Here is a 20,632-nt window from a genome sequence, read left to right as displayed (position 1 = left end):
CGTGCACCTTGGCGGCGACCAACTCCCTGCCGCCGGCGAAAACCCATACCTGTACATTCCCCGAACCTCCTTGAGCGTGCCGATCTCGTCTTTCAACCCAGCCGGACACTGAATGAAATGACAAGGCCATGGTAGTCGTCTGGACGAGAGACCACTTTCGGTTTCAGTCAGCCGAGACTGCGGCAACGACGCTCTCCTGTGGCACGCCCACTTTTCGCAGAAGTCCTCTACAGGAAGGGTGCGAATTTTTCACAATATGATATAGAATCACCCCTATACGAAACTCGGCCCTCCCCCATGAAAGACGAAGGTAGTCAAAGTACGGAGTCGCGCACGTCCATCCAGGTCATCGAGCGCATGATGCGTCTGCTCGATGCCCTTGCCGCCCATGCCGACCCCGTCAGCCTCAAGGAATTGGCGCAGTCGACGGAACTGCATCCGTCCACGGCGCACCGTATCCTGAACGACATGGTCGCCTGCCGCTTTGTCGACCGCTGTGATCCGGGCACGTACCGTCTGGGCATGCGCCTGCTCGAACTCGGCAATCTGGTCAAGGCACGGTTGTCGGTGCGCGATGCCGCCCTCGCGCCCATGCGCGGCCTGCACCGGATGACCGGCCAGACTGTCAACCTGTCGGTGCGCCAGGGCGATGAAATCGTCTATATCGAGCGGGCCTACAGCGAGCGTTCGGGGATGCAGGTGGTGCGCGCCATCGGTGGTCATGCGCCCTTGCACCTGACATCGGTCGGCAAGCTCTTCCTCGCGGCGGACGAAGCCGCGCGCGTGCGCGCGTATGCCACGCGCACCGGCCTGTCGGGACACACCCGCAACAGCATCACCGATCTGCAAAAACTCGAGCGCGAGCTGAGCCACGTGCGCCAGTCCGGCTATGCCCGCGACAACGAGGAACTCGAACTGGGGGTTCGCTGCATTGCGGCGGGCATCTACGACGACAGCGGAAAGCTCGTGGCCGGACTCTCGCTGTCGGCACCCGCCGACCGTTTGCAGGACGCGTGGCTCGCAAATCTGAACGAGACGGCGCTGCAGATTTCCGCGTCGCTCGGCTTTCACGCGCCGCCCCCCGCCGTCGGCAGCAACGTGTCGCATGTGGCGACAGCCGAATAGCCCGAACCGACATCGCGCTTCGCGAATCCGGTCGCGGAATGCAAAAGGCGCTCCCGAGGGAGCGCCTTTTGTTTGGCAACGGTTTGGGCGACTTACAGCGCGTGTTCGCTGTTGGTCGCGACTTGTGCCGTCGGTGCCGTACCCGCCGTGCGTTGCGGCGTAGCGCCGCCCCCTTCGAGCAGCCACTTGCGAACGCGCGTGGCGTCGGCGAAGCGCGAGTACTTGCCGGTCGAATCGAGCAGAATCATGATCACCGGACGGCCATCGACGTTGGCTTGCATCACGAGGCATTGCCCCGCTTCGTTGATGTAGCCCGTCTTCTGCAGACCGATTTCCCAGCCCGGGTGTCCGATCAGGTGATTCGTGCTGACATAGTGCAACTCGCGACGGCCGGTATTGACGTCGTAATTGCTGTCCGTCGAGAAACGGCGAATCATCGGGTACTGATAAGCGGCCTTGACCATCTTCACCAGATCACGTGCGCTCGACACATTCTGGCTCGACAGGCCCGTTGGATCGTTGAAGTGCGTGTCGTTCATACCGAGCTGCTTCGCCTTGCGGTTCATCGCCGCGAGGAACGCCGGACGACCGCCCGGGAAGTAACGCGACAGCGCAGCGGCCGCGCGATTCTCCGACGACATCAGCGCAATGTGCAGCATGTCTTCACGCGACAGACGCGACCCCACCGACAGACGCGAGCCCGTACCCTTCTCGTAATCGCGATCTTCGTCCGTCACTTCCATCATGTCCGTCATCGGCACGCCCGCGTCGAGCGACACCATCGCGGTCATCAGCTTCGAGATCGACGCGATGGGCAACACGGCTTGCGAGTTCTTGTCGAACAGCGATTCGCCGGTGCGCTCATCGACAACATAGGCCACCGAGGAACGCAGCGCCAGCGCGTCAGGGGATTCATGCAGACCGAATGCGCGCCCGGCGGACAGTCGATCCTGCGCCTGCGGCGTAAAGTTGACCGTGCGATACGACGTCACGACACGACGTTTGCCGTGCTTGTAGACGACGTGTTTGATGGCAACACGCTTGGTGGCCGCGTCTTCTTCGACGGTAGCCAGTTTGCGCGCCTTGGCGCCCGCCTTCTCGCGCGAGGCGGTCTTGGCAACGGCACGTTTGGCACCGGAATGGGAGGTGGCGACAGATTTCGTCGCCTTGGAATTGGCACACGCGCGCTTCTGGGCGGCCGTCTTGGCTGCCTTGGACGAGCATACGCTCGTCTTACCGGCAGCTTGAACGACGGCTGGGGCACCGGCGGCGAGCGAGATCGCCACGACGGCAGCACCCCAGAGGCGGGAGCGGCACAGACGCGCAAGGGTGGTGATCGCGTACATAGATTGGGGGTAGCGTAAGGTTGACAGGCAACGAGTTTGGAAGAAGTTTAGTAACTTCCCAAAAAATAAGCAATATGAATGACTTAGCTGAAATACTTAAACCGGCATCTGGCAGTTTTGTGCGGCGCAATCCGCCAAACTGCACATTCGCAACAAATTGCCAAATAACGCAAACATCCAGAGATGATTCAGCTAAGGAAATGCGCCCACTCAGCCAGCGGCGCACGGTCGGTGACAAGCTGGTTTTCGATGGCATCCGGATCCGCATACCCCAATGCCATGCCGCACACCACCATTCGGGTCTCGGGCAGGCGCAGTTCCGCCGCAATTACCTGGTGAAACGTGGCGAACGCGGCCTGCGGGCAAGTGTCGAGGCCTCGCGCCCGCGCCGCGACCATCACGCTCTGCAGGAACATGCCGTAGTCCAGCCAACTTCCCTGCTCCAGGTGTCGATCGATCGTGAAGATCAGTCCGACCGGCGCATCGAAGAAACAGAAGTTGCGCGCGTGCTGCCCCTGCATGCGGTCTTTGTCGGCGCGGCCAATACCCAGCAGTCCATACAAATCCCAACCGACCTTGCGCCGCCGTGCCTGGTAAGGTTCCGTCCACTCGCGCGGGTAGTAGGCGTATTCCTCCTGATGCATCAGGCGCTGCGCCGGGTCGTTGAACGCCTCCAGAAGGCGCGACGTCAACGATGTCAGCGCCTGGCCGGTCAATACATACGTTTGCCAAGGCTGAATGTTGCTGCCCGACGGCGCACGCGAGGCCACGCCAAGAATGTCCGCCACCGTTGCCTGCGGCACCGGCGTGGGCAAGTACGCCCGAATCGATCGCCGGCTGCGAATGGCCTCGTCGACATAGGCCACACGCTGCTCGGCGTCATTGCCGATCGTCGGGCGACGCGCCCCCTCCCCCGTGCCCGGCTGCGCATGCAAGTCGGCTGCCTCGGCGGCGTTCTGCGCCGAGGACTGTGTGGCGTCCTGGTGCGGGTGTTGGTGTAGGTGTTTCATAAGTCAGGCTCACGGCAAACGAAGGGAGAAATGCGTCGCCCGGCTGCTCATGGCGACGACGCGGCCGGCACCGCCCGCCGCTCGATGACAAGCGCAACGCCAAGCGCCGCGACGACCATCCCGGCGGCACTCAGCGGGGACAACGTCTCGCCGAATAGCAACCAGGCCATGACCGCGGTCGTCGGAGGCGTCAGATACATCAGGCTGGATACCTTGGTCGCGGCACCCTGTCGAATCAGCAGAAACAGCAAGGAGATGGCACCGATCGACAACGCCAGCACCGACCATACCAGCGCGCCGATCATTGGCGCGTTCCAGCGCACTTGCATCGTCTCGAGCATCCACGCGGCGGGCAGCGTTACCGCAAACGCCGCACCGAACTGCACGAGCGTGCCGACACGCAAATCGAAATGGGCGCAAAACCGTTTTTGATAGAGCGTGCCCGCCGTGATCGCGAGCAGGCTCAACACGCACAAGGCCACCGGACCCACACCGATGCCGCGAACGCCAACCTTGTTCGCCACCACCAGCCCGACGCCGGCGAATCCGCACAACAGCCCCAACCATTGCCGGCGCGAGACCGGCTCACCGACCACACGTGCGAAGAGCGCCGTCAACAACGGCTGGATGCCGACGACCAGCGCGGCCAGCCCGGCGGGCGCGCCGTGCTTGATCGCTGCCCAGACGCCGCCGAGATACACCGCCTGGATCAGCGTGCCGGACACGGCAAGATGCGCAATGAGCGGCCAGTCGATGGGCCCGATCGTGCCGGCCGGTACCGTCCGGCCCTCCACCGCGCGCCGCCTCGGCCATGACATGCCCGTCAACCAGGCGATGGGAAGCATGACCAGCAGCGTGCCGCCGAAGCGCAGCGCTAGAAAGGTCAGCGGCTCGGCATTCGGCATGCCGTATTTGGCGACAATAAAACCGGTGCTCCAGATCAACACGAACCACCACGGCATGGCCGCGCGCCAGATCGCCGCACGTTCGGTGCCGGCCATCTCGCGACCATGTGGTGCATTCGCGGGCGAAGGTGACACGGTGCGATGCTCGCTCATACGAGAGCACCTTCTGCCGGCGCAGGGTGCCGACGGCGGACCGCCAGTTGGAACTGATCGGCGAGGCGGATCGTCGCAAAATGCGCGGCGACCGTCTGTTCGATGTCGCGACCGTAGCCGCCTGCCATTGCGATAGCCACCGGCAGCCCGCGCTCTGCGCAGGCCGTCAGCACCCGACGGTCGCGCGCGAGCAATCCGTCATGCGTCAATGCCAGCCGGCCAAGCCGGTCATTCGCCAGCGGATCGGCGCCCGCGAGATAAATCGCAAGGGTCGGGGTGAATTGCGCGAAGAGATCGGTCAGTGCGTGGCCGAGCGCGACCAGGTAATCGTCGTCGCCGCAGCCGTCGGGCAATGCCACGTCGAGGTCACCGCGCGCCTTGTGAAACGGGTAGTTGTGCTCACCGTGCAGCGACAGCGTGAACACGCTCGGGTCGTGCTCGAAAATGGCCGCTGTGCCGTTGCCCTGATGCACGTCGAGATCGATGATCGCCACACGCGTGCCCGGACCGAGTTCGGCCTGCATCGTGCGCGCCGCGACCGCTGCGTCGTTGAACACGCAGAAGCCTTCGCCGCGGTCGGCATACGCGTGATGTGTTCCCCCAGCGAGATTAGCAGCCACGCCATCGGTCAGCGCGGCCCGACAGGCGGCCACCGTCGCCCCCGCCGACCGGCGCGAGCGCTCGACCATTTGCGGTGACCATGGGAATCCGATCGTACGCTGCTCTTTGGGATCCAACTGACCGGCGCTCACTCGCGCCACGTACGCCGGCGAGTGGACGCGACCGAGCATCACGTCGTCCGCGGACAATGCCTCGGCAAGCGCAACGTGCGGCAACTCCCCCGCCACACGCTCGCGCAGACGGGCATACTTTTCCATCGGAAACCGATGCCCGGGTGGCAACGGCAGCACGAAATGATCGCTGTAGAACGCTTGCATCGACGCGAATGGCCGGCAGTGGCGGCACGCAAAAAGGCGTTGAACGACATCGGCACAGGCGCATCGACCACGCGAGCCACGCTCGGTAAGGCAGCGAGCCGTTGACCGCGAAGATGTTTCGCCAGTGCCGGAACTCGACGATAGTAACATCGGCGCACGGGGTGCGCCGGGTGCCAAAACGGTGCGGAGCCGCACCAATGAAGCGTTTCCGGACGGTGCCCGCCATTCGCCGCAACGCGGTGTCACACGTTAGTCACGGGATCCCAACCGGTTGATTTTGTAAGCTTTTATTGAATTGTTGCATCGCACAAAAAAGACTTGACAGCGACAAAAATATCTCTACACTTGCAATTGTGCGATGCACAAAAGAAATCGCACCCCCATTTAGAGGCCCCAACCGTGTTTTCACCAGGATAAGGTGAGAACTCATTAGCGAACACGGAGTGGGTCGATACGTTGTGTATGACACCATCATAGGAGAACGCCATGTCGTTTCTGACCCCCGAGCAATTCGCCGCCGCCCACAAAGCCAATCTCGAAACCCTTTTTGGCCTGACCAACAAGGCGTTCGAAGGCATGGAAAAGCTCGTTGAGCTGAACCTGCAAGCCGTCAAGGCATCGCTGGCCGAGTCCGCCTCGACCGCGCAGAAGGCCTTCGCAGTGAAAGACGCGCAAGAGTTGCTCGCCCTGCAAGCCAACCTCGTCCAGCCCGCCGCCGAAAAGGCGATTGCGTATGGCCGTCACCTGTACGAAATCGCTTCGTCGACGCAAGCCGAAGTGACGAAGGTGGCCGAAGCCCAACTGGCGGAAAGCTCGCAGAACATGCAAGCCCTGTTCGACAATCTGGCCAAGAACGCCCCGGCCGGTTCGGAGTCTGCCGTTGCACTGGCCAAGTCGGCCATGTCGGCAGCCAACAGCGCGTTCGACAGCGTGCAGAAGGCCACCAAGCAAGCCGTTGAAATCGCCGAGACGAACTTCGCTGCCGCGACCAGCGTCGCGACGAAGGCTGCTGCTCAGGCTTCGCGTGCTGCCTCCAGCGCCAAGAAGTAATCGATAGCGTTTCGCGACGCTAGCGTTCGAACCCGGCCTCGTGCCGGGTTTTTCTTTTTTGGGGCGAACGGCGACGTCGCCGCCATAAAAAAACCGCCATCTCGGAGCGAAATGGCGGTTTTTTTGGCATCCGACCTCGCCCCGAATGCGGCGCGGCGGACATCGGTCACGTCATGCATGCCCGGCGCGCGCCCCCCCCCCCCGGAATCATCCGAGGCGCGCACCAGACACCGACGCGCTTTACTTCTTGCGGGCCGGCGGAACGTCGGTGCAAACACCTTCGTAAATCTCCGCCGCCATACCGACCGATTCGGCCAGCGTCGGGTGCGGGTGAATCGTCTTCCCGATATCGACGGCATCCGCGCCCATCTCGACGGCCAGGCAAAGTTCGCCGATCAGATCGCCAGCGTGCGTGCCGACGATGGCACCGCCAACGATGCGATGCGTTTCTTCATCGAACAGCACCTTGGTGAAGCCTTCGTCACGGCCGTTCGCGATCGCGCGACCCGATGCCGCCCACGGGAACACGGCCTTGCCGTACTTCACCCCTTCGGCCTTCAACTGGTCTTCCGTCTTGCCGGCCCAAGCCACTTCCGGATCGGTGTAGGCGACCGACGGAATCTGGATGGCGTCGAAATAAGCCTTCTCGCCTGCCGCCGCTTCCGCCGCGACGTGGGCTTCATGCACGGCCTTGTGGGCCAGCATCGGCTGACCGACGATATCGCCAATCGCGAAGATGTGCGGCACGTTGGTCCGCATCTGCCTGTCGACATCGATGAACCCGCGATCGCCCACGGCGACGCCCGCGTTCTCGGCGCCGATCTTCTTGCCGTTCGGGCTGCGGCCTACGGCGACCAGCACGAGGTCGTAACGCTGGGGCTCCGCCGGTGCCGCCTCGCCCTCGAACTGCACGTAGATGCCATCGGCCTTGGCCTCGGCACCCACGGTCTTGGTCTTGAGCATGACGCGGCCGAAGCGCTTCGCGTTCATCTTCTCCCAGACCTTGACCAGATCGCGGTCGGCGCCTTGCATCAGGCCGTCGAGCATTTCCACGACATCGATCTCGGTGCCCAGGGCGCTATACACCGTCGCCATTTCCAGACCGATGATGCCGCCACCGATCACGAGCATCTTCTTCGGCAGTTGACGCAACTCGAGGGCGCCGGTCGAATCGACGATGCGCGGGTCCTCCGGCAGGAACGGCAACTTCACCGCCTGCGAACCCGCGGCGACGATGGCCTGCGCGAACTTCACGGTGCGCTTGCTGCCGTCTTCAGCGACGACTTCGATGTGATTCGGGTCGAGGAACGTGCCGACGCCGCGCACGACTTCCACCTTGCGCATCTTGGCCATGCCGGCCAGACCGCCCGTGAGCTTGCCGACCACGCTTTCCTTGTAGGCGCGCAGTTTGTCGAGATCGATCTCGGGTTTCGCGAACGAAATGCCGTGATGACCGAGCGTCTGGGCCTCTTCGAGAACGGCCGCCGTATGGAGCAGCGCCTTCGACGGGATGCAACCGACGTTCAGGCACACGCCGCCGAGGGTCGCATAGCGCTCGACGAGCACAGTCTTGCGGCCCAGGTCGGCACTGCGGAATGCCGCCGAGTATCCGCCCGGACCGGCGCCCAACACGAGCACGTCGCACTCGGTGTCGGCACCGCCGCTGTGCTTGGCCGCAGCCGGGGCCGGGGCGCTCGGCTTTGCCGCAGGCACGGCGGCGGCAGGCGCTGCCGGCGCGGAGGCTGCCACCGGGGCTTCGGCCTTGGCGGCACCGGCACCGTCCACTTCGACAAGCGCGATCAGCGTGCCTTGACTGGCCTTGTCGCCCACCTTGATCTTCACTTCCTTGACCGTGCCCGACACTTCCGACGGCACTTCCATGGACGCCTTGTCAGACTCAAGCGTAATGAGCGATGCATCCTTGGCGATCTTGTCGCCCGGCTTGATCATCACTTCGATGACATCCACGCCCTCTGCGCCGATGTCCGGTACTTTGACTTCGATGAGACTCATGCGGGGTCTCCCTGTCGCATTTATGACTTGATGGTGGTATCGATCGGAAACGTGTGCACCTGAAACGGGGCGGCGGAACTCTTGTCGAACTCCGCCCCCGCCTTCACGCCCGCTTCGGCGATGGCGCTGGCACTCAGATCCTGGTCATAGAGGGCGTACATGGCGCCGAGCGCGAAATTGCGCCCTGAGCCAATCCCCCAGAACCGATCGAAAACAAACACTTCCCGGTAGGAATAAATCCCGTAGATGCCGGTCGGATTCGCGATCACGCAGGTGATCTGCGACGACTCGTACGGATCGTCTTCCTCTTCCTTGGTGTTGAGGAAATACTCTTCCTTGAGCTTCTGGTGGACGCGGCAGAACGTGCGGAACACCTCGTCACGCGAGTGCAGACGGCATTCGTCCGCCATACCGGAGAGAATGGCGCGCATGACCGGAAAGTGTGCGGTCGTGCCCGCCAGGCCAACATAGGAATCGCCTACGAGAAAAACCTTGCGATTTTCCTCGTACGATTGCGAGAGCCGCGTATCGCCGAACGTCACAAGCGAATCGGCGGCAATCGCGATCTCACCGGCCTTCTTGACGACTACCACGGTGGTCATGATGCCCTCCCCGTCCAGATCCTGAAGCGTTCGCGCGAGCGCCGCCGGACTTGCGCTTGCGCGCAACCGGCGGCGCCTGCCATTACAGCATCGCGCGACGGAAATCCTGCAACAGTTGCCCCAGGTAGGCGTTGAAGCGTGCCGCCTCGGCGCCGTCGATCACACGGTGATCGTAAGACAGCGACAGCGGCAGCGTCAGTTGCGGCAGGAATTGCTGCTTGCGCTCATCCCACACCGGCTTCTGATACGAACGCGACAGGCCCAGAATGGCCACTTCCGGTGCGTTGATGATCGGCGTGAAGGTTGTGCCGCCGATACCGCCGAGCGACGAGATCGAGAAACACCCGCCTTGCATCTGGTCAGGCTTGAGCTTGCCTTCGCGGGCGAGCTTCGCCAGTTCCGAGGTCTCGCGAGCGATTTCGAACACGCCCTTCTTGTCGGCGTCGCGAACAACTGGCACCACCAGACCGTTCGGCGTGTCGGCGGCGAAACCGATGTGGAAGTACTGCTTGAAGACGAGGTTGTCGCCGTCCAGACTTGCGTTGAACGTGGGGAACTTCTTCAGGGCCATCACACAGGCCTTGACGACGAAGGCGAGCATCGTGACCTTGACGCCAGCCTTCTCGTTTTCCTTGTTCAACTGCACGCGGAACGCTTCGAGTTCGCCAATATCCGCTTCGTCGTTGTTCGTGACGTGCGGAATCATGACCCAGTTGCGGTGCAGGTTTGCACCCGAGATCTTCTTGATGCGCGAGAGCGCCTTGGGCTCGATCGGACCGAACTTCGAGAAGTCGATCTTCGGCCACGGCAACAGGTTCAGCTCACCACCACCGGCAGGCGCGGCGCCCGACACAGCAGGGCGATTGCCCGCAAGCGCGCTCTTGATGAAGTTACGCACATCGTCAACGACCACGCGGCCCTTCGGACCGGTCCCCTTCACTTGCGTCACATCCACCCCCAGTTCGCGGGCGAACTTGCGCACCGACGGACTGGCGTGGCTGATCGGCGGATGGTCCGACGCGGCAGCGGGGGTCGCTGGCGCGGCGGTCGGGGCCGGCGCCGGAGCCGGGGCTGCGGGGGCAGCGCTCGGTGCCGCCGGGGCCGGCGCGCTCGCTGCGGCAGCGGCCTTCGCCGGTGCGGCGGCAACAGCGCCTTCGAGCACAACGATCAACGTGCCTTCCGACACCTTGTCGCCCACTTTGATCTTCAATTCCTTGACCACACCCGCAGCCGGGCTCGGCACATCCATCGACGCCTTGTCGGACTCCAGCGTGACGAGCGATTGCTCGGCCGTCACGGTATCGCCCACCTTGACCAGCACATCGATCACGGGCACGTCGTCATACCCACCAATGTCCGGCACCTTGACGTCGATCTTGCTCGTACCGCCGCTGGCGGCCGGGGTTGCCGATGCGGCCGGTGCAGCGGGTGCCGCGGCCGCTTGCGGCGCAGCCGCAGGCGTCGGCGCGGGGGCTGCCGCCGCACTGGCTTGCGCGCCCGAACCGTTGGCGGTCTCGAGCGTCAGAATAAGAGAACCCTCAGATACTTCATCGCCGACTTTCAGGCTCAGCGCCTTGATGATGCCAGCGGCCGGGCTCGGCACATCCATCGTCGCCTTGTCCGATTCCAGCGTGATCAGGGCCTGCTCGGCATCGATCTTGTCGCCCGCCTTGACCAGCACGTCGATGACGGGCAAGTCCTTGAAGTCACCGATATCGGGGACTTTCACTTCGATCACTTGACTCATTTTCCACAGTCTCCTCGAGGCTGCGCTTGACGCGCGGCGCGCCCCGCCTGCCGCTTGAGGCGGCTGGCGGTCGCACGCGCCGCGCGAAGCGGCCTTTAGACGGTCATCGGGTTGGGTTTGTTCGGATCCAGGTTGTACTTGGCAATCGCTTCGGCAACCTTGGTCGCCGGCAGCGTGCCTTCGTCGGCCAATGCCTTGAGGGCAGCGACCGTGACCCAGTTACGATCCACCTCGAAGAAGTGACGCAGCTTCTCGCGCGTATCCGAACGGCCGTAGCCGTCGGTGCCGAGCGCCACATAACGACCCCGCACGAAGGGGCGAATCTGATCGGCGTACGTGCGGATGTAGTCGGTCGATGCGATGACCGGACCACGGGTGTCGTTCAGGCACGACTCGACATGCGACAAACGCGCCGGCTCGGTCGGGTGCAGCAGATTGTGGCGCGCCGCGTCGTTACCTTCGCGGGCCAGCTCCGTGAAGCTCGGGCAGCTCCACAGATCCGATTCGACGCCCCAATCGTTCTTGAGCATTTCGGCGGCGGCGATCACTTCGTTGAAGATCGTACCCGAACCCAGCAGTTGCACGCGCGGTGCCTTGCTGTCGTCCGCCCCGCGACGGAACGCGTACATCCCCTTCAGGATGTCCTGCTCAACGCCTTCCGGCATGGCCGGATGCGGGTAGTTCTCGTTCATCACGGTCAGGTAGTAATAGACATCTTCCTGATCCTGCACCATGCGACGCAGGCCGTCCTGAACGATCACGGCGAGTTCGTAAGCGAACGTCGGATCGTACGGCAAACAGTTCGGAATCGACGACGCCCACAGCAGCGAGTGACCGTCTTCGTGCTGGAGACCTTCGCCGTTCAGGGTCGTACGACCGGCCGTGCCGCCCACGAGGAAACCGCGAGCGCGCATGTCGCCGGCCGCCCAGGCCAGGTCGCCCACGCGCTGGAAGCCGAACATCGAGTAGAAGATGTAGAAGGGGATCATCGTCTCGCCGTGCGTCGAGTACGACGTGGCGGCCGCGATCCAGTCGCACATGCCACCGGCTTCATTGATGCCTTCCTGCAGAATCTGACCGCTCTCCGATTCCTTGTAGAACATCAATTGATCCTGATCCTGCGGGATGTAGCGCTGGCCGACCTGGCTCCAGATACCAATCTGGCGGAACAGACCTTCCATACCGAAGGTGCGGGATTCGTCCGGCACGATCGGCACGATACGCTGGCCCAGCGCCTTGTCCTTGAGCAGCACGTTGAGAATCCGCACGAACGCCATCGTCGTCGAGATCTCGCGGCCTTCGGCGGTCGCCTTGAGCAGGGCATCGAATGCGGACAGCGCAGGCACCGGCAACGATGCGGCCTTGGTGCGACGCTGCGGCAGATAGCCGCCCAGCTCCATGCGGCGCGCGCGCATGTATTCGAGTTCCTTCGAGCCTTCCTCGAACTTCAGGTACGGCACGTCGGCGATCTGGTCATCCGCGATCGGCAGCTTGAACTGGTCGCGGAATTTCTTGAGCGACTCCACCGGCATCTTCTTCTGCTGGTGGGTGATGTTCATGGCCTGACCGGCCTCACCCATGCCGTAGCCCTTGATGGTCTTGGCCAGAATGACCGTCGGCTGCCCCTTGTGCTGGGTGGCCGCCTGGTATGCGGCGAAAATCTTGTGCGGATCGTGGCCGCCGCGGTTAAGCGCCCAAATGTCTTCGTCTGACCAGTCGGCGACCATCGCCTTGAGTTCCGGCGTATTGAAGAAGTTCTCGCGCACGTACGCGCCGTCCTTCGACTTGTAGGTCTGATACTCGCCGTCAACACACTCCATCATGCGCGTCATCAGCAGACCCTTCTTGTCGCGGGCGAGCAAGGTGTCCCAGCGGCTGCCCCAGATCACCTTGATGACGTTCCAGCCGGCACCGCGGAACTCCGATTCGAGTTCCTGGATGATCTTGCCGTTACCGCGCACCGGGCCGTCCAGGCGCTGCAGGTTGCAGTTGATCACGAACACGAGGTTGTCGAGATGCTCGCGACCGGCCATGCCGATGGCGCCGAGCGATTCCGGCTCGTCCGTCTCGCCGTCGCCGAGGAAGGCCCAGACCTTGCGGCCCTCGGTCTTCACGATGTTGCGCGACTCGATGTACTTCATGAAGCGCGCCTGGTAGATCGCCATGATCGGGCCCAGGCCCATCGACACCGTCGGGAACTGCCAGAAGTCAGGCATCAGCCACGGGTGCGGATACGACGACAGACCGCCGCCGTCCACTTCCTGGCGGAAGTTCTCGAGCTGGGGCATTTCCAGACGGCCCAACAGGAAGGCGCGGCTGTACACACCCGGCGACGAGTGGCCCTGCACAAAGACCAGGTCGCCACCGTGCTTGTCGGACGGCGCATGCCAGAAATGGTTGAAACCAACGTCATAGAGCGTTGCGGCCGAGGCGAACGACGCGATGTGACCGCCGACGTTCGTGTCCTTGCCGGCGCGCAGCACCATCGCGATCGCATTCCAGCGCGTGTACGAGCGAATCTTGTGCTCGACATCCTGATCGCCGGGGATACGGGCCTGCTGGTCGAGCGGGATGGTGTTGATGTACGGGGTATTCGCCGAGAACGGGTGATGTTCGCCGTTGATGCGGGCGAACTCGATCAGCTTCTCGAGCAGGTAGTGGGCACGCTCTGGGCCCTCGGCCGCCAGCACGCCTTCGAGCGAGGCCAGCCATTCTTGCGTTTCTTGGGGATCGGCGTCCGCGGGGGACACGATCTTGAGGGCTTCTTCAGGTACGGCGGACATGGTGTCTCCTTGTCTGTCGTTAGCGGGTTGGCGTGACGGTCGAATCCCGCTTTATGGACGGGCCCACCGGCTTTTTTACCGGGGCATTGTACGAAGGTTACTCCCGCCTTCGCAAGCGAAATTTCAGATTACGATAGTAAATTTTATAATGCGGAATTCTGCTGCGGTGCACATAAAATCAATAGGTTGCTGGTGCCATCACACCACGATTTTCCAGCGTACCGATCGGTCTCAAGAGCAAATTGCGCGGCCGTCTTACGCAAAAGCTCGGAGGCTTCCGAAAAGCAAGCGGTCGCCGTTGATGGCAGCGGGAAACCGCCCGGCCTGCGCTACAATCTCGCCATGCTTTCTCCCCGCCTTGCCAATTCCGCTCCGCCGTCCCGGTCCGCCGCTACGTCTGCCCGCTCCAACCGTTGGTTGCAGGGGTTCGCGGAGTCGCATTACTACTTGCTGGTCCCGCTCGTCTCCATTGTGATCTTTCTCGTGGTGATGAGTCTGATCCTGTGGAGCCTGAACCGCCGGGAGACGGAGCAACAGCAGGACACGCTGTATCGGAATGTGGCATGGGCGCAGCAACAGATTCGCCTCAACATGCTGGCCATTCAAGATCAGATCAGCTCGCTTGCGCGCGACACGGCAGCCAAGCCGCAGGACGTTGCGCACTTCCAGAATACGGCGAACGAAGTGATGCAAAATCATGCGGACATCGTCTTCATGAATTGGCTGGACGCGTCGCAGCGTCCCAAGTGGGCGGCGCCGGCGGATTCCCCGTTCGCGTCGCGGTTGCAGGGCTCGGCGCAGCATCCAATGGAAGACGAATTATTGGTCGCGTTCCGCGCCGCCCGCGATTCGCGCCGCTCGGCCTATTCCACCCTGATTTATGACGCCTCGGGCGCAAGCTACATCGTTGTACAGGTGCCCGTGCTGCGCGAGCGCGAGTTCCTCGGCACGATCAGTGCGGTGTATTCGGTGGAAGGCTTGCTGATCCACGAGTTGCCGCAGGAGCTTGGCGACAAGTTCAAGGTGTCGTTCATCGACACTCACAACAACGAGCTGGCAACGACATCGACACGCCCGCCGTTACCGCGCGATGTCTCCTACGAGTTGCTCCTCGATCCCCCCGGGCACAGTCTCGCGGTGCGCATCTACTCGTATCCTGCCGTCGGCAATTTCGTCAACAACACGCTGGTGTGGCTGATCGCCGGCTTGTCGTGCTTCGTGCTCTGGAGCCTCTGGAGCCTGTGGCGGCATACGCGCCAGCGCTTCGAGGCACAGCAGGCGTTGTTCAACGAGACGTCGTTCCGGCGGGCCATGGAGAACTCCATCGTCATCGGCATGCGTGTGCTCGACCTGCAGGGCCACATTACTTACGTGAACCCCGCGTTCTGCCGGATGACAGGCTGGGACGAGCAGGACCTCATGTACCGGGCGCCGCCCTACCCTTACTGGCCCAAAGACGACATCCACGAAATGCAGCGTCGCATCGACATGACGCTGCGCGGCAAGGCGCCCTCGCACGGCTTCGAAATTCGCGTGCAGCGCAAAGACGGCACGATTTTCTACGCGCGCATGTTCGTCTCGCCGCTCGTGGACGCGCATGGCCGTCAGACCGGCTGGATGTCGTCGCTGACCGATATCAGCGAACCCAAGCGGGCGCGCGAGGAACTCGCCGCCGCCCATGAGCGGTTCACGACCGTGCTGGAGAGCCTCGACGCGTCGGTATCGGTACTCGCCGTCGACAAGGCGGAATTGCTGTTCGCGAATCGCTATTACCGTCAGTTGTTCGGTACGCGCCCGGAAGGCCACCTGGAGTTGTCCGGTGGCGGCGAACTCTCCCCTACGTCGCTCGATCACATCGATCTGGTCGATGCCTTTGCCGGACTGCCTGCCGCGTCGCTCACCGACACGGCTGCGCAGACACAGGAAATTTATCTGCCGGCGCACCAGAAATGGTTCGAAGTCCGGCGTCAATATATTCAGTGGGTGGACGGCCACTTGGCACAGTTGCAGGTGGCAACGGACATTACGGCCCGCCGTCATGCGGAGGAGCTGGCCCGTCAGGAAGAAGAACGCCTACAGTTCACGGGGCGTCTGACGACCATGGGCGAGATGGCTTCGTCGCTGGCCCACGAACTGAACCAGCCGCTCGCGGCCATCAACAACTACTGCATGGGCACGGCGGCCCTAGTGCGCGCCGGGCGCACCTCGCCGGAAACGTTGCTGCCCGCGCTGGAAAAAACGTCACAGCAGGCGGTGCGTGCGGGCATGATCATCAAGCGGATTCGCGCGTTCGTGAAACGTAGCGAACCGAAGCGTCAACCCTCGTCGATCTATGAGATCGTCGCGGATGCCGTGGGGCTCGCCGAGATTGAAGCGCGCAAGCGCCGCATTCGCATTGTGACCGAGCTGCCGGCAGGACTGCCACAGATCAACGTCGACCCGGTGCTGATCGAACAGGTGCTCGTGAATCTGCTCAAGAACGCCGCCGAGGCCATGCACGGCTATACGCCGCCGCCCGGCCAGCGTCGCGACCTGAGCGTGCGTCTGCACGTGGAACGGCGAGATAAATCGGTCGAATTCCAAGTCTCGGATCATGGACCTGGGGTGGACGAGGCCACCATCGAACGATTGTTTGAACCTTTCTTTAGCACTAAATCGGACGGCATGGGCATGGGCCTGAATATCTGCCGTTCGATCATCGAATCACACCACGGCCGTCTGTGGGTAGAAAACAATGACGTCGACGGCGTGCGGAATGGTTGTACTTTTTGTATTCTGTTACCGTTAGAAGGCGATACGACATCCGGATCCGGGGGAGGACTATGACGACACCCAACACCACTATCGAACAAGAAACCGTCTTCGTCGTTGATGACGACGAGGCGGTCCGCGACTCGCTTCGCTGGCTACTCGAGGCCAATGGCTACCACGTACGAGGCTTTGCCAGTGCCGAAGAATTCCTTTCGCACTACAACGGGCATCAGCTTGGCTGCCTGATTCTGGATGTCCGCATGCCGGGCATGAGCGGCCTGGAACTTCAGGAAAAGCTGGTCGAGAACCGGTTCAACATTCCCATCATCTTCGTGACGGGCCATGGCGACGTGCCGATGGCCGTCGACACGATGAAGAAGGGCGCGATGGACTTCATCGAAAAGCCGTTCGACGAAGCGGAATTGCGTGCTCAAGTCGAGCGGATGCTCGCAAAAGCACGGCAAGACGCCAGCAGCCAACGCGAGTTGCAAGCCGCCGAGGATCTGCTGTCCAAGCTTACAAGTCGTGAACATCAGGTGCTCGAGCGCATCATTGCCGGCCGCCTGAACAAGCAGATCGCAGACGATCTTGGCATCAGCATCAAGACGGTCGAGGCGCACCGCGCCAACATCATGGAGAAGCTCAACGTCAACACCGTTGCCGACCTGCTCCGCCTGGCACTCTCGAAACGTTCCGGCGGATCGCCTCGCCCCTGAACCCGGTCGCCGCCCGCCGTCCGCTCGCCATCGCGCCGGCTGACTGACGGGCGGCCGAAGTGCCGGACCCATGACCGGTAGCATCTCGACCGGTTGCGGTGGCATGATGCTGCTCGCCAAGGAGACGCGGCGAGCAGCGTCAGCCGTGCAGCGCCGTAGCTCGCTCGAAGCCGCCGCCGCGCCCCCTCCCGCGCGTTGCGGCGCGCCGCTATAATACGGTCTTTGCGCCTGTCACCTGCCTGACCGGCGCGGCCGTATCCGGCCCCTCGGGCCAGCCCCCATCCTTCCTACGATATCCACGCATCATGACCGCCACCCTCATCGACGGCAACGCCCTCGCCAAACGTATTCGCGCCGAAGTTGCCACCCGTGCCGCCGTTCTGACCGCCCGCGGCCACCAACCCGGGCTTGCCGTGGTGCTGGTCGGCGAGGATTCGGCCAGTCAGGTCTACGTGCGCAACAAGGTCAAGGCCTGCGAAGACAACGGCCTGTATTCCTCGCTCGACCGCTATCCGGCCGATCTGACGGAAAGCGCCCTGCTTGCCCGCATCGATGAACTCAACCGCGATCCTAAGATCAACGGCATCCTCGTTCAACTGCCCCTGCCTAAGCACATCGACAGCCACAAGGTGCTCGAAGCCATTGCGCCGGAAAAGGACGTCGACGGTTTTCACGTGTCGAATGCGGGCGCCCTGATGACGGGGGCACCGCTGTTCCGCCCGTGCACGCCCTATGGCTGCATGAAGATGCTCGAGTCCGTCGATTTCCCGCTGCGCGGGGCGGTGGCCGTGGTAATCGGCGCGTCGAACATCGTTGGCAAGCCGATGGCGATGATGCTGCTCCAGGCAGGCGCCACCGTCACGATCTGCAACAGCAAGACGCGAGATCTGGCCGCGCACACCCGCAACGCTGACGTCATTGTCGCGGCCGTGGGCAAGCGCAATATCGTCACGGCCGATATGGTCAAACCGGGTGCGGCAGTCATCGACGTCGGCATGAACCGTGACGACGCGGGCAAGTTGTGCGGCGACGTCGATTTCAACGGCGTCAAGGATGTGGCCGGCTATATCACGCCGGTACCGGGCGGCGTGGGACCGATGACGATCACCATGCTCCTCGTCAACACGCTTGAGGCCGCCGAGCGCGCCCTCGACGCCTGATCGTCAGCACCGCGCGTCACGCCGGGCGTGCTCGACCTCTCGGTCGCGCGCGCCCTTGTTGCTTTTGGGCCCGTGGTCGAATCGCCGGCGTAAGCCGTTGAATGCCGGCCGGGCGTCGCACTCCAGGGATTCCGCCGCCAACACGCCCAATCGGACCGGTTGAAAAAAACGACTGGAAAATTGCCCGGGATGCCCCCACACTCTTCGTAAGCCCCTCCCCGTGGACAACGAACGCATGAATACGCCACAAACCAACCCTCTGCTCGATATCCAGGGACTTCCCCGTTTTGCCGAGATCCGCCCCGAACACGTAACGCCCGCCGTCGACGTGCTCCTGGCACAAGCGCGTGCGGCTGTGGACAAGGCTGCAGATCCCTCCACGCCGCCGACGTGGGCCAACATTCTCGACGCCGTAGAAGACGGCACCGAAGGTTTGGGCCGGGCCTGGGAAATCGTTGGACACCTGAACGCCGTCGCCGACACCCCGGCGCTTCGCGCGGCATACGGCGATAACCTGCCGCGCGTCACCGAATTCTCCGCCAGCGTCGGCCAGAATCTGGCGCTGTTCGAAAAGTACAAGGCCATTGCAGCCGGCCAGGAATTCGCAGACCTCTCTCCGGCTCGCAAGAAAATTCTCGACAACGAGATGCGCGGCTTCCGATTGGGCGGCGCCGAACTTCCTGAAGACCAGAAACCGCGATTCGCCGACATTCAGGAAGCACAGGCGGACCTCGCCAAGCGCTTCTCGGATCACGTGCTCGACGCGACCAACAAATTCTCGCTTGTCGTGACCGACGAGCAGGACCTCGCCGGCCTGCCCGACGACGACAAGGCCGCGGCACGTGCCGCCGCACAGCGAGACGGCCTGGACGGCTGGAAATTCACGCTACATTTCCCCTCGTACTTCCCGGTGCTGCAATACGCCGACAATCGCGCGCTTCGCGAAACGCTGTACCGGGCCAACGTGACCCGGGCTTCCGAACTCGGCCCGCAATTCGGCAACGGCGAGGCGGACTGGGACAACACCGAGATCGTTGTCGAGCAACTCGCGCTGCGCCGCGAGGAAGCACACATGCTCGGCTTCAAGAACTACGCCGAGGTATCGCTCGAGCCCAAAATGGCGGAATCGCCCGCGCAAGTCCTCGAGTTCCTCGAAGACCTCGCCCGCCGCGCGCGTCCGTACGCCGAGCAAGACTGGGCCGAACTGCAAGCGTTTGCCGCCGAGTCGCTGGGCATCGAGAAGCTGCAACCCTGGGACACGACCTACGCATCGGAGAAGCTGCGCCAGCAACGCTACGATTTCTCGGAGTCGGAAGTCCGTCAGTATTTTCCGTTGCCCAAGGTGCTCGACGGTCTGTTTCGCGTGGCCGGCACGTTGTTCGGCGTGACGATTCGCCCGCAGGATGCCGAAACGTGGCATCCGGATGTTCGCTTCTTCCGCATCGAGCGCGATGGCGAACTCGTGGCGCAGTTCTACATCGATCTGTTCGCCCGCGAAGGCAAGCGCGGCGGTGCCTGGATGGACAGTGCCCGCACACGCAAGCGCCTGCGCAACGGCACGCTGCAAACGCCGGTGGCGTACCTCGTGTGCAACTTCCCTGCCCCCGTCGGCGACAAGCCGGCGTTGCTGCCGCATGACGACGTCATCACGCTGTTCCACGAGTTCGGGCACGGCCTGCATCACATGCTCACGCAAGTGGAAGATGCCGGCGTGGCGGGCATCAATGGCGTCGAGTGGGATGCTGTCGAGTTGCCGTCCCAGTTCATGGAGAACTTCTGTTGGGAGTGGGATGTGCTTGAGCACATGACCGCTCATGTGGAGACGGGTGCCCCGCTGCCGCGAGCCCTGTTCGACAAGATGCTGGCCGCCCGCAACTTCCAAAGCGGTTTGATGATGCTGCGTCAGTTGGTCTTCTCCGACTTCGACATGCACCTGCATTACGATTTCGATCCGCACGGCAACGAGTCGGTGCTGTCGCTTTCGCAACGCATCAACGATCGATTGCACGTTACGCCTCAGGCGGATTTTTCGCGTTGGCCGAATACTTTCAGCCACATCTTTGCAGGCGGCTACGCGGCCGGATATTACAGCTACAAGTGGGCGGAGGTGCTGTCGGCGGATGTGTATGCGGCGTTTGAAGAGGCGGCGAAGGTCAGCGGCTCAGTCCTCGATACCGCCACCGGCGCCCGCTACCGCGATGAAATTCTCGCGGTGGGCGGCAGTCGCGAAGCAATGGCGTCGTTCATTGCGTTCCGGGGTCGCGCACCGGAAGTCGATGCCTTGCTGCGCCACAGTGGCATGTCGGCAAGCTGACGCACCGCATCAAGTCAGC

15 protein-coding genes are annotated in these 20,632 nt (G+C 62.8%); 7 read left to right on the top strand and 8 right to left on the bottom strand.

The genetic code is table 11. The features are described 5' to 3' along the window. Positions 1 to 297: 297 nt before the first annotated feature. On the top strand, positions 298 to 1,125 hold the full coding sequence (locus tag OYT13_RS09225) for an IclR family transcriptional regulator (RefSeq protein WP_017232319.1): 828 nt from the start codon (positions 298 to 300) through the stop codon (positions 1,123 to 1,125). Positions 1,126 to 1,217: 92 nt separating this feature from the next. On the opposite strand, the gene pbpG is transcribed toward OYT13_RS09225, so the two are convergent. The 4 genes from pbpG to OYT13_RS09205 all read right to left on the bottom strand — a co-directional run bounded on the left by pbpG (position 1,218) and on the right by OYT13_RS09205 (position 5,477). Next, a complete protein-coding gene (pbpG, locus tag OYT13_RS09220) occupies positions 1,218 to 2,471 on the bottom strand; it encodes a D-alanyl-D-alanine endopeptidase (RefSeq protein ID WP_017232318.1) in 1,254 nt (417 codons plus the stop codon). Between the two features lie 188 nt (positions 2,472 to 2,659). Further along, a complete protein-coding gene (locus OYT13_RS09215) occupies positions 2,660 to 3,481 on the bottom strand; it encodes a nitroreductase (protein ID WP_017232317.1) in 822 nt (273 codons plus the stop codon). Between the two features lie 47 nt (positions 3,482 to 3,528). After that, positions 3,529 to 4,482: a DMT family transporter gene (locus OYT13_RS09210; protein WP_017232316.1), complete on the bottom strand. Its 954-nt coding sequence runs from the start codon at positions 4,480 to 4,482 to the stop codon at positions 3,529 to 3,531. 53 nt (positions 4,483 to 4,535) lie between these two features. Beyond that, the gene (locus OYT13_RS09205) at positions 4,536 to 5,477 is read right to left on the bottom strand and encodes a histone deacetylase family protein (RefSeq protein ID WP_261938736.1); all 942 of its coding nucleotides are present in this window, start codon (positions 5,475 to 5,477) and stop codon (positions 4,536 to 4,538) included. 486 nt (positions 5,478 to 5,963) lie between these two features. Here OYT13_RS09205 and OYT13_RS09200 point away from each other — a divergent pair, with 486 nt between their 5' ends. After that, a complete protein-coding gene (locus OYT13_RS09200) occupies positions 5,964 to 6,527 on the top strand; it encodes a phasin family protein (protein WP_017232314.1) in 564 nt (187 codons plus the stop codon). Between the two features lie 240 nt (positions 6,528 to 6,767). On the opposite strand, the gene lpdA is transcribed toward OYT13_RS09200, so the two are convergent. The 4 genes from lpdA to aceE all read right to left on the bottom strand — a co-directional run bounded on the left by lpdA (position 6,768) and on the right by aceE (position 13,672). Beyond that, positions 6,768 to 8,540, bottom strand: coding sequence for a dihydrolipoyl dehydrogenase (lpdA, locus tag OYT13_RS09195; RefSeq protein ID WP_268567616.1), 1,773 nt, complete (start codon positions 8,538 to 8,540; stop codon positions 6,768 to 6,770). Between the two features lie 20 nt (positions 8,541 to 8,560). Then, positions 8,561 to 9,142: an MFS transporter gene (locus OYT13_RS09190; protein WP_026131554.1), complete on the bottom strand. Its 582-nt coding sequence runs from the start codon at positions 9,140 to 9,142 to the stop codon at positions 8,561 to 8,563. An 82-nt stretch (positions 9,143 to 9,224) separates the two neighbouring features. Beyond that, positions 9,225 to 10,889, bottom strand: coding sequence for a dihydrolipoyllysine-residue acetyltransferase (gene aceF / locus OYT13_RS09185; RefSeq protein WP_268567615.1), 1,665 nt, complete (start codon positions 10,887 to 10,889; stop codon positions 9,225 to 9,227). A 95-nt stretch (positions 10,890 to 10,984) separates the two neighbouring features. Beyond that, positions 10,985 to 13,672, bottom strand: a complete 2,688-nt coding sequence (aceE, locus tag OYT13_RS09180; RefSeq protein ID WP_017231577.1) for a pyruvate dehydrogenase (acetyl-transferring), homodimeric type — start codon at positions 13,670 to 13,672, stop codon at positions 10,985 to 10,987. 342 nt (positions 13,673 to 14,014) lie between these two features. On the opposite strand from aceE, the gene OYT13_RS09175 reads away from it, so the two are divergent. From OYT13_RS09175 to OYT13_RS09155, 5 genes are all read left to right on the top strand, one after another. Next, entirely contained in the window at positions 14,015 to 16,498 is a 2,484-nt protein-coding gene (locus tag OYT13_RS09175; RefSeq protein ID WP_039829656.1) for a PAS domain-containing sensor histidine kinase, read from the top strand. Further along, positions 16,495 to 17,139, top strand: a complete 645-nt coding sequence (locus tag OYT13_RS09170) for a response regulator transcription factor (protein ID WP_017231575.1) — start codon at positions 16,495 to 16,497, stop codon at positions 17,137 to 17,139. Before OYT13_RS09175 ends, OYT13_RS09170 begins: the two co-directional genes overlap by 4 nt. 70 nt (positions 17,140 to 17,209) lie before the next feature. Then, positions 17,210 to 17,353 (top strand): hypothetical protein, encoded by a 144-nt coding sequence (locus tag OYT13_RS09165; RefSeq protein ID WP_157211311.1) that lies wholly within the window; start codon positions 17,210 to 17,212, stop codon positions 17,351 to 17,353. Positions 17,354 to 17,444: 91 nt separating this feature from the next. Then, a complete protein-coding gene (gene folD / locus OYT13_RS09160) occupies positions 17,445 to 18,299 on the top strand; it encodes a bifunctional methylenetetrahydrofolate dehydrogenase/methenyltetrahydrofolate cyclohydrolase FolD (RefSeq protein ID WP_017231574.1) in 855 nt (284 codons plus the stop codon). Between the two features lie 235 nt (positions 18,300 to 18,534). Further along, positions 18,535 to 20,613, top strand: a complete 2,079-nt coding sequence (locus OYT13_RS09155; protein ID WP_268567614.1) for a M3 family metallopeptidase — start codon at positions 18,535 to 18,537, stop codon at positions 20,611 to 20,613. Positions 20,614 to 20,632 lie beyond the last annotated feature (19 nt).

Source organism: Pandoraea sp. XJJ-1 (assembly GCF_026802345.1).
GTDB lineage: Bacteria > Pseudomonadota > Gammaproteobacteria > Burkholderiales > Burkholderiaceae > Pandoraea > Pandoraea cepalis.
Note: the sequence above shows the minus strand (reverse complement) of the source record. Positions and strands in the feature narration are given on the sequence as shown.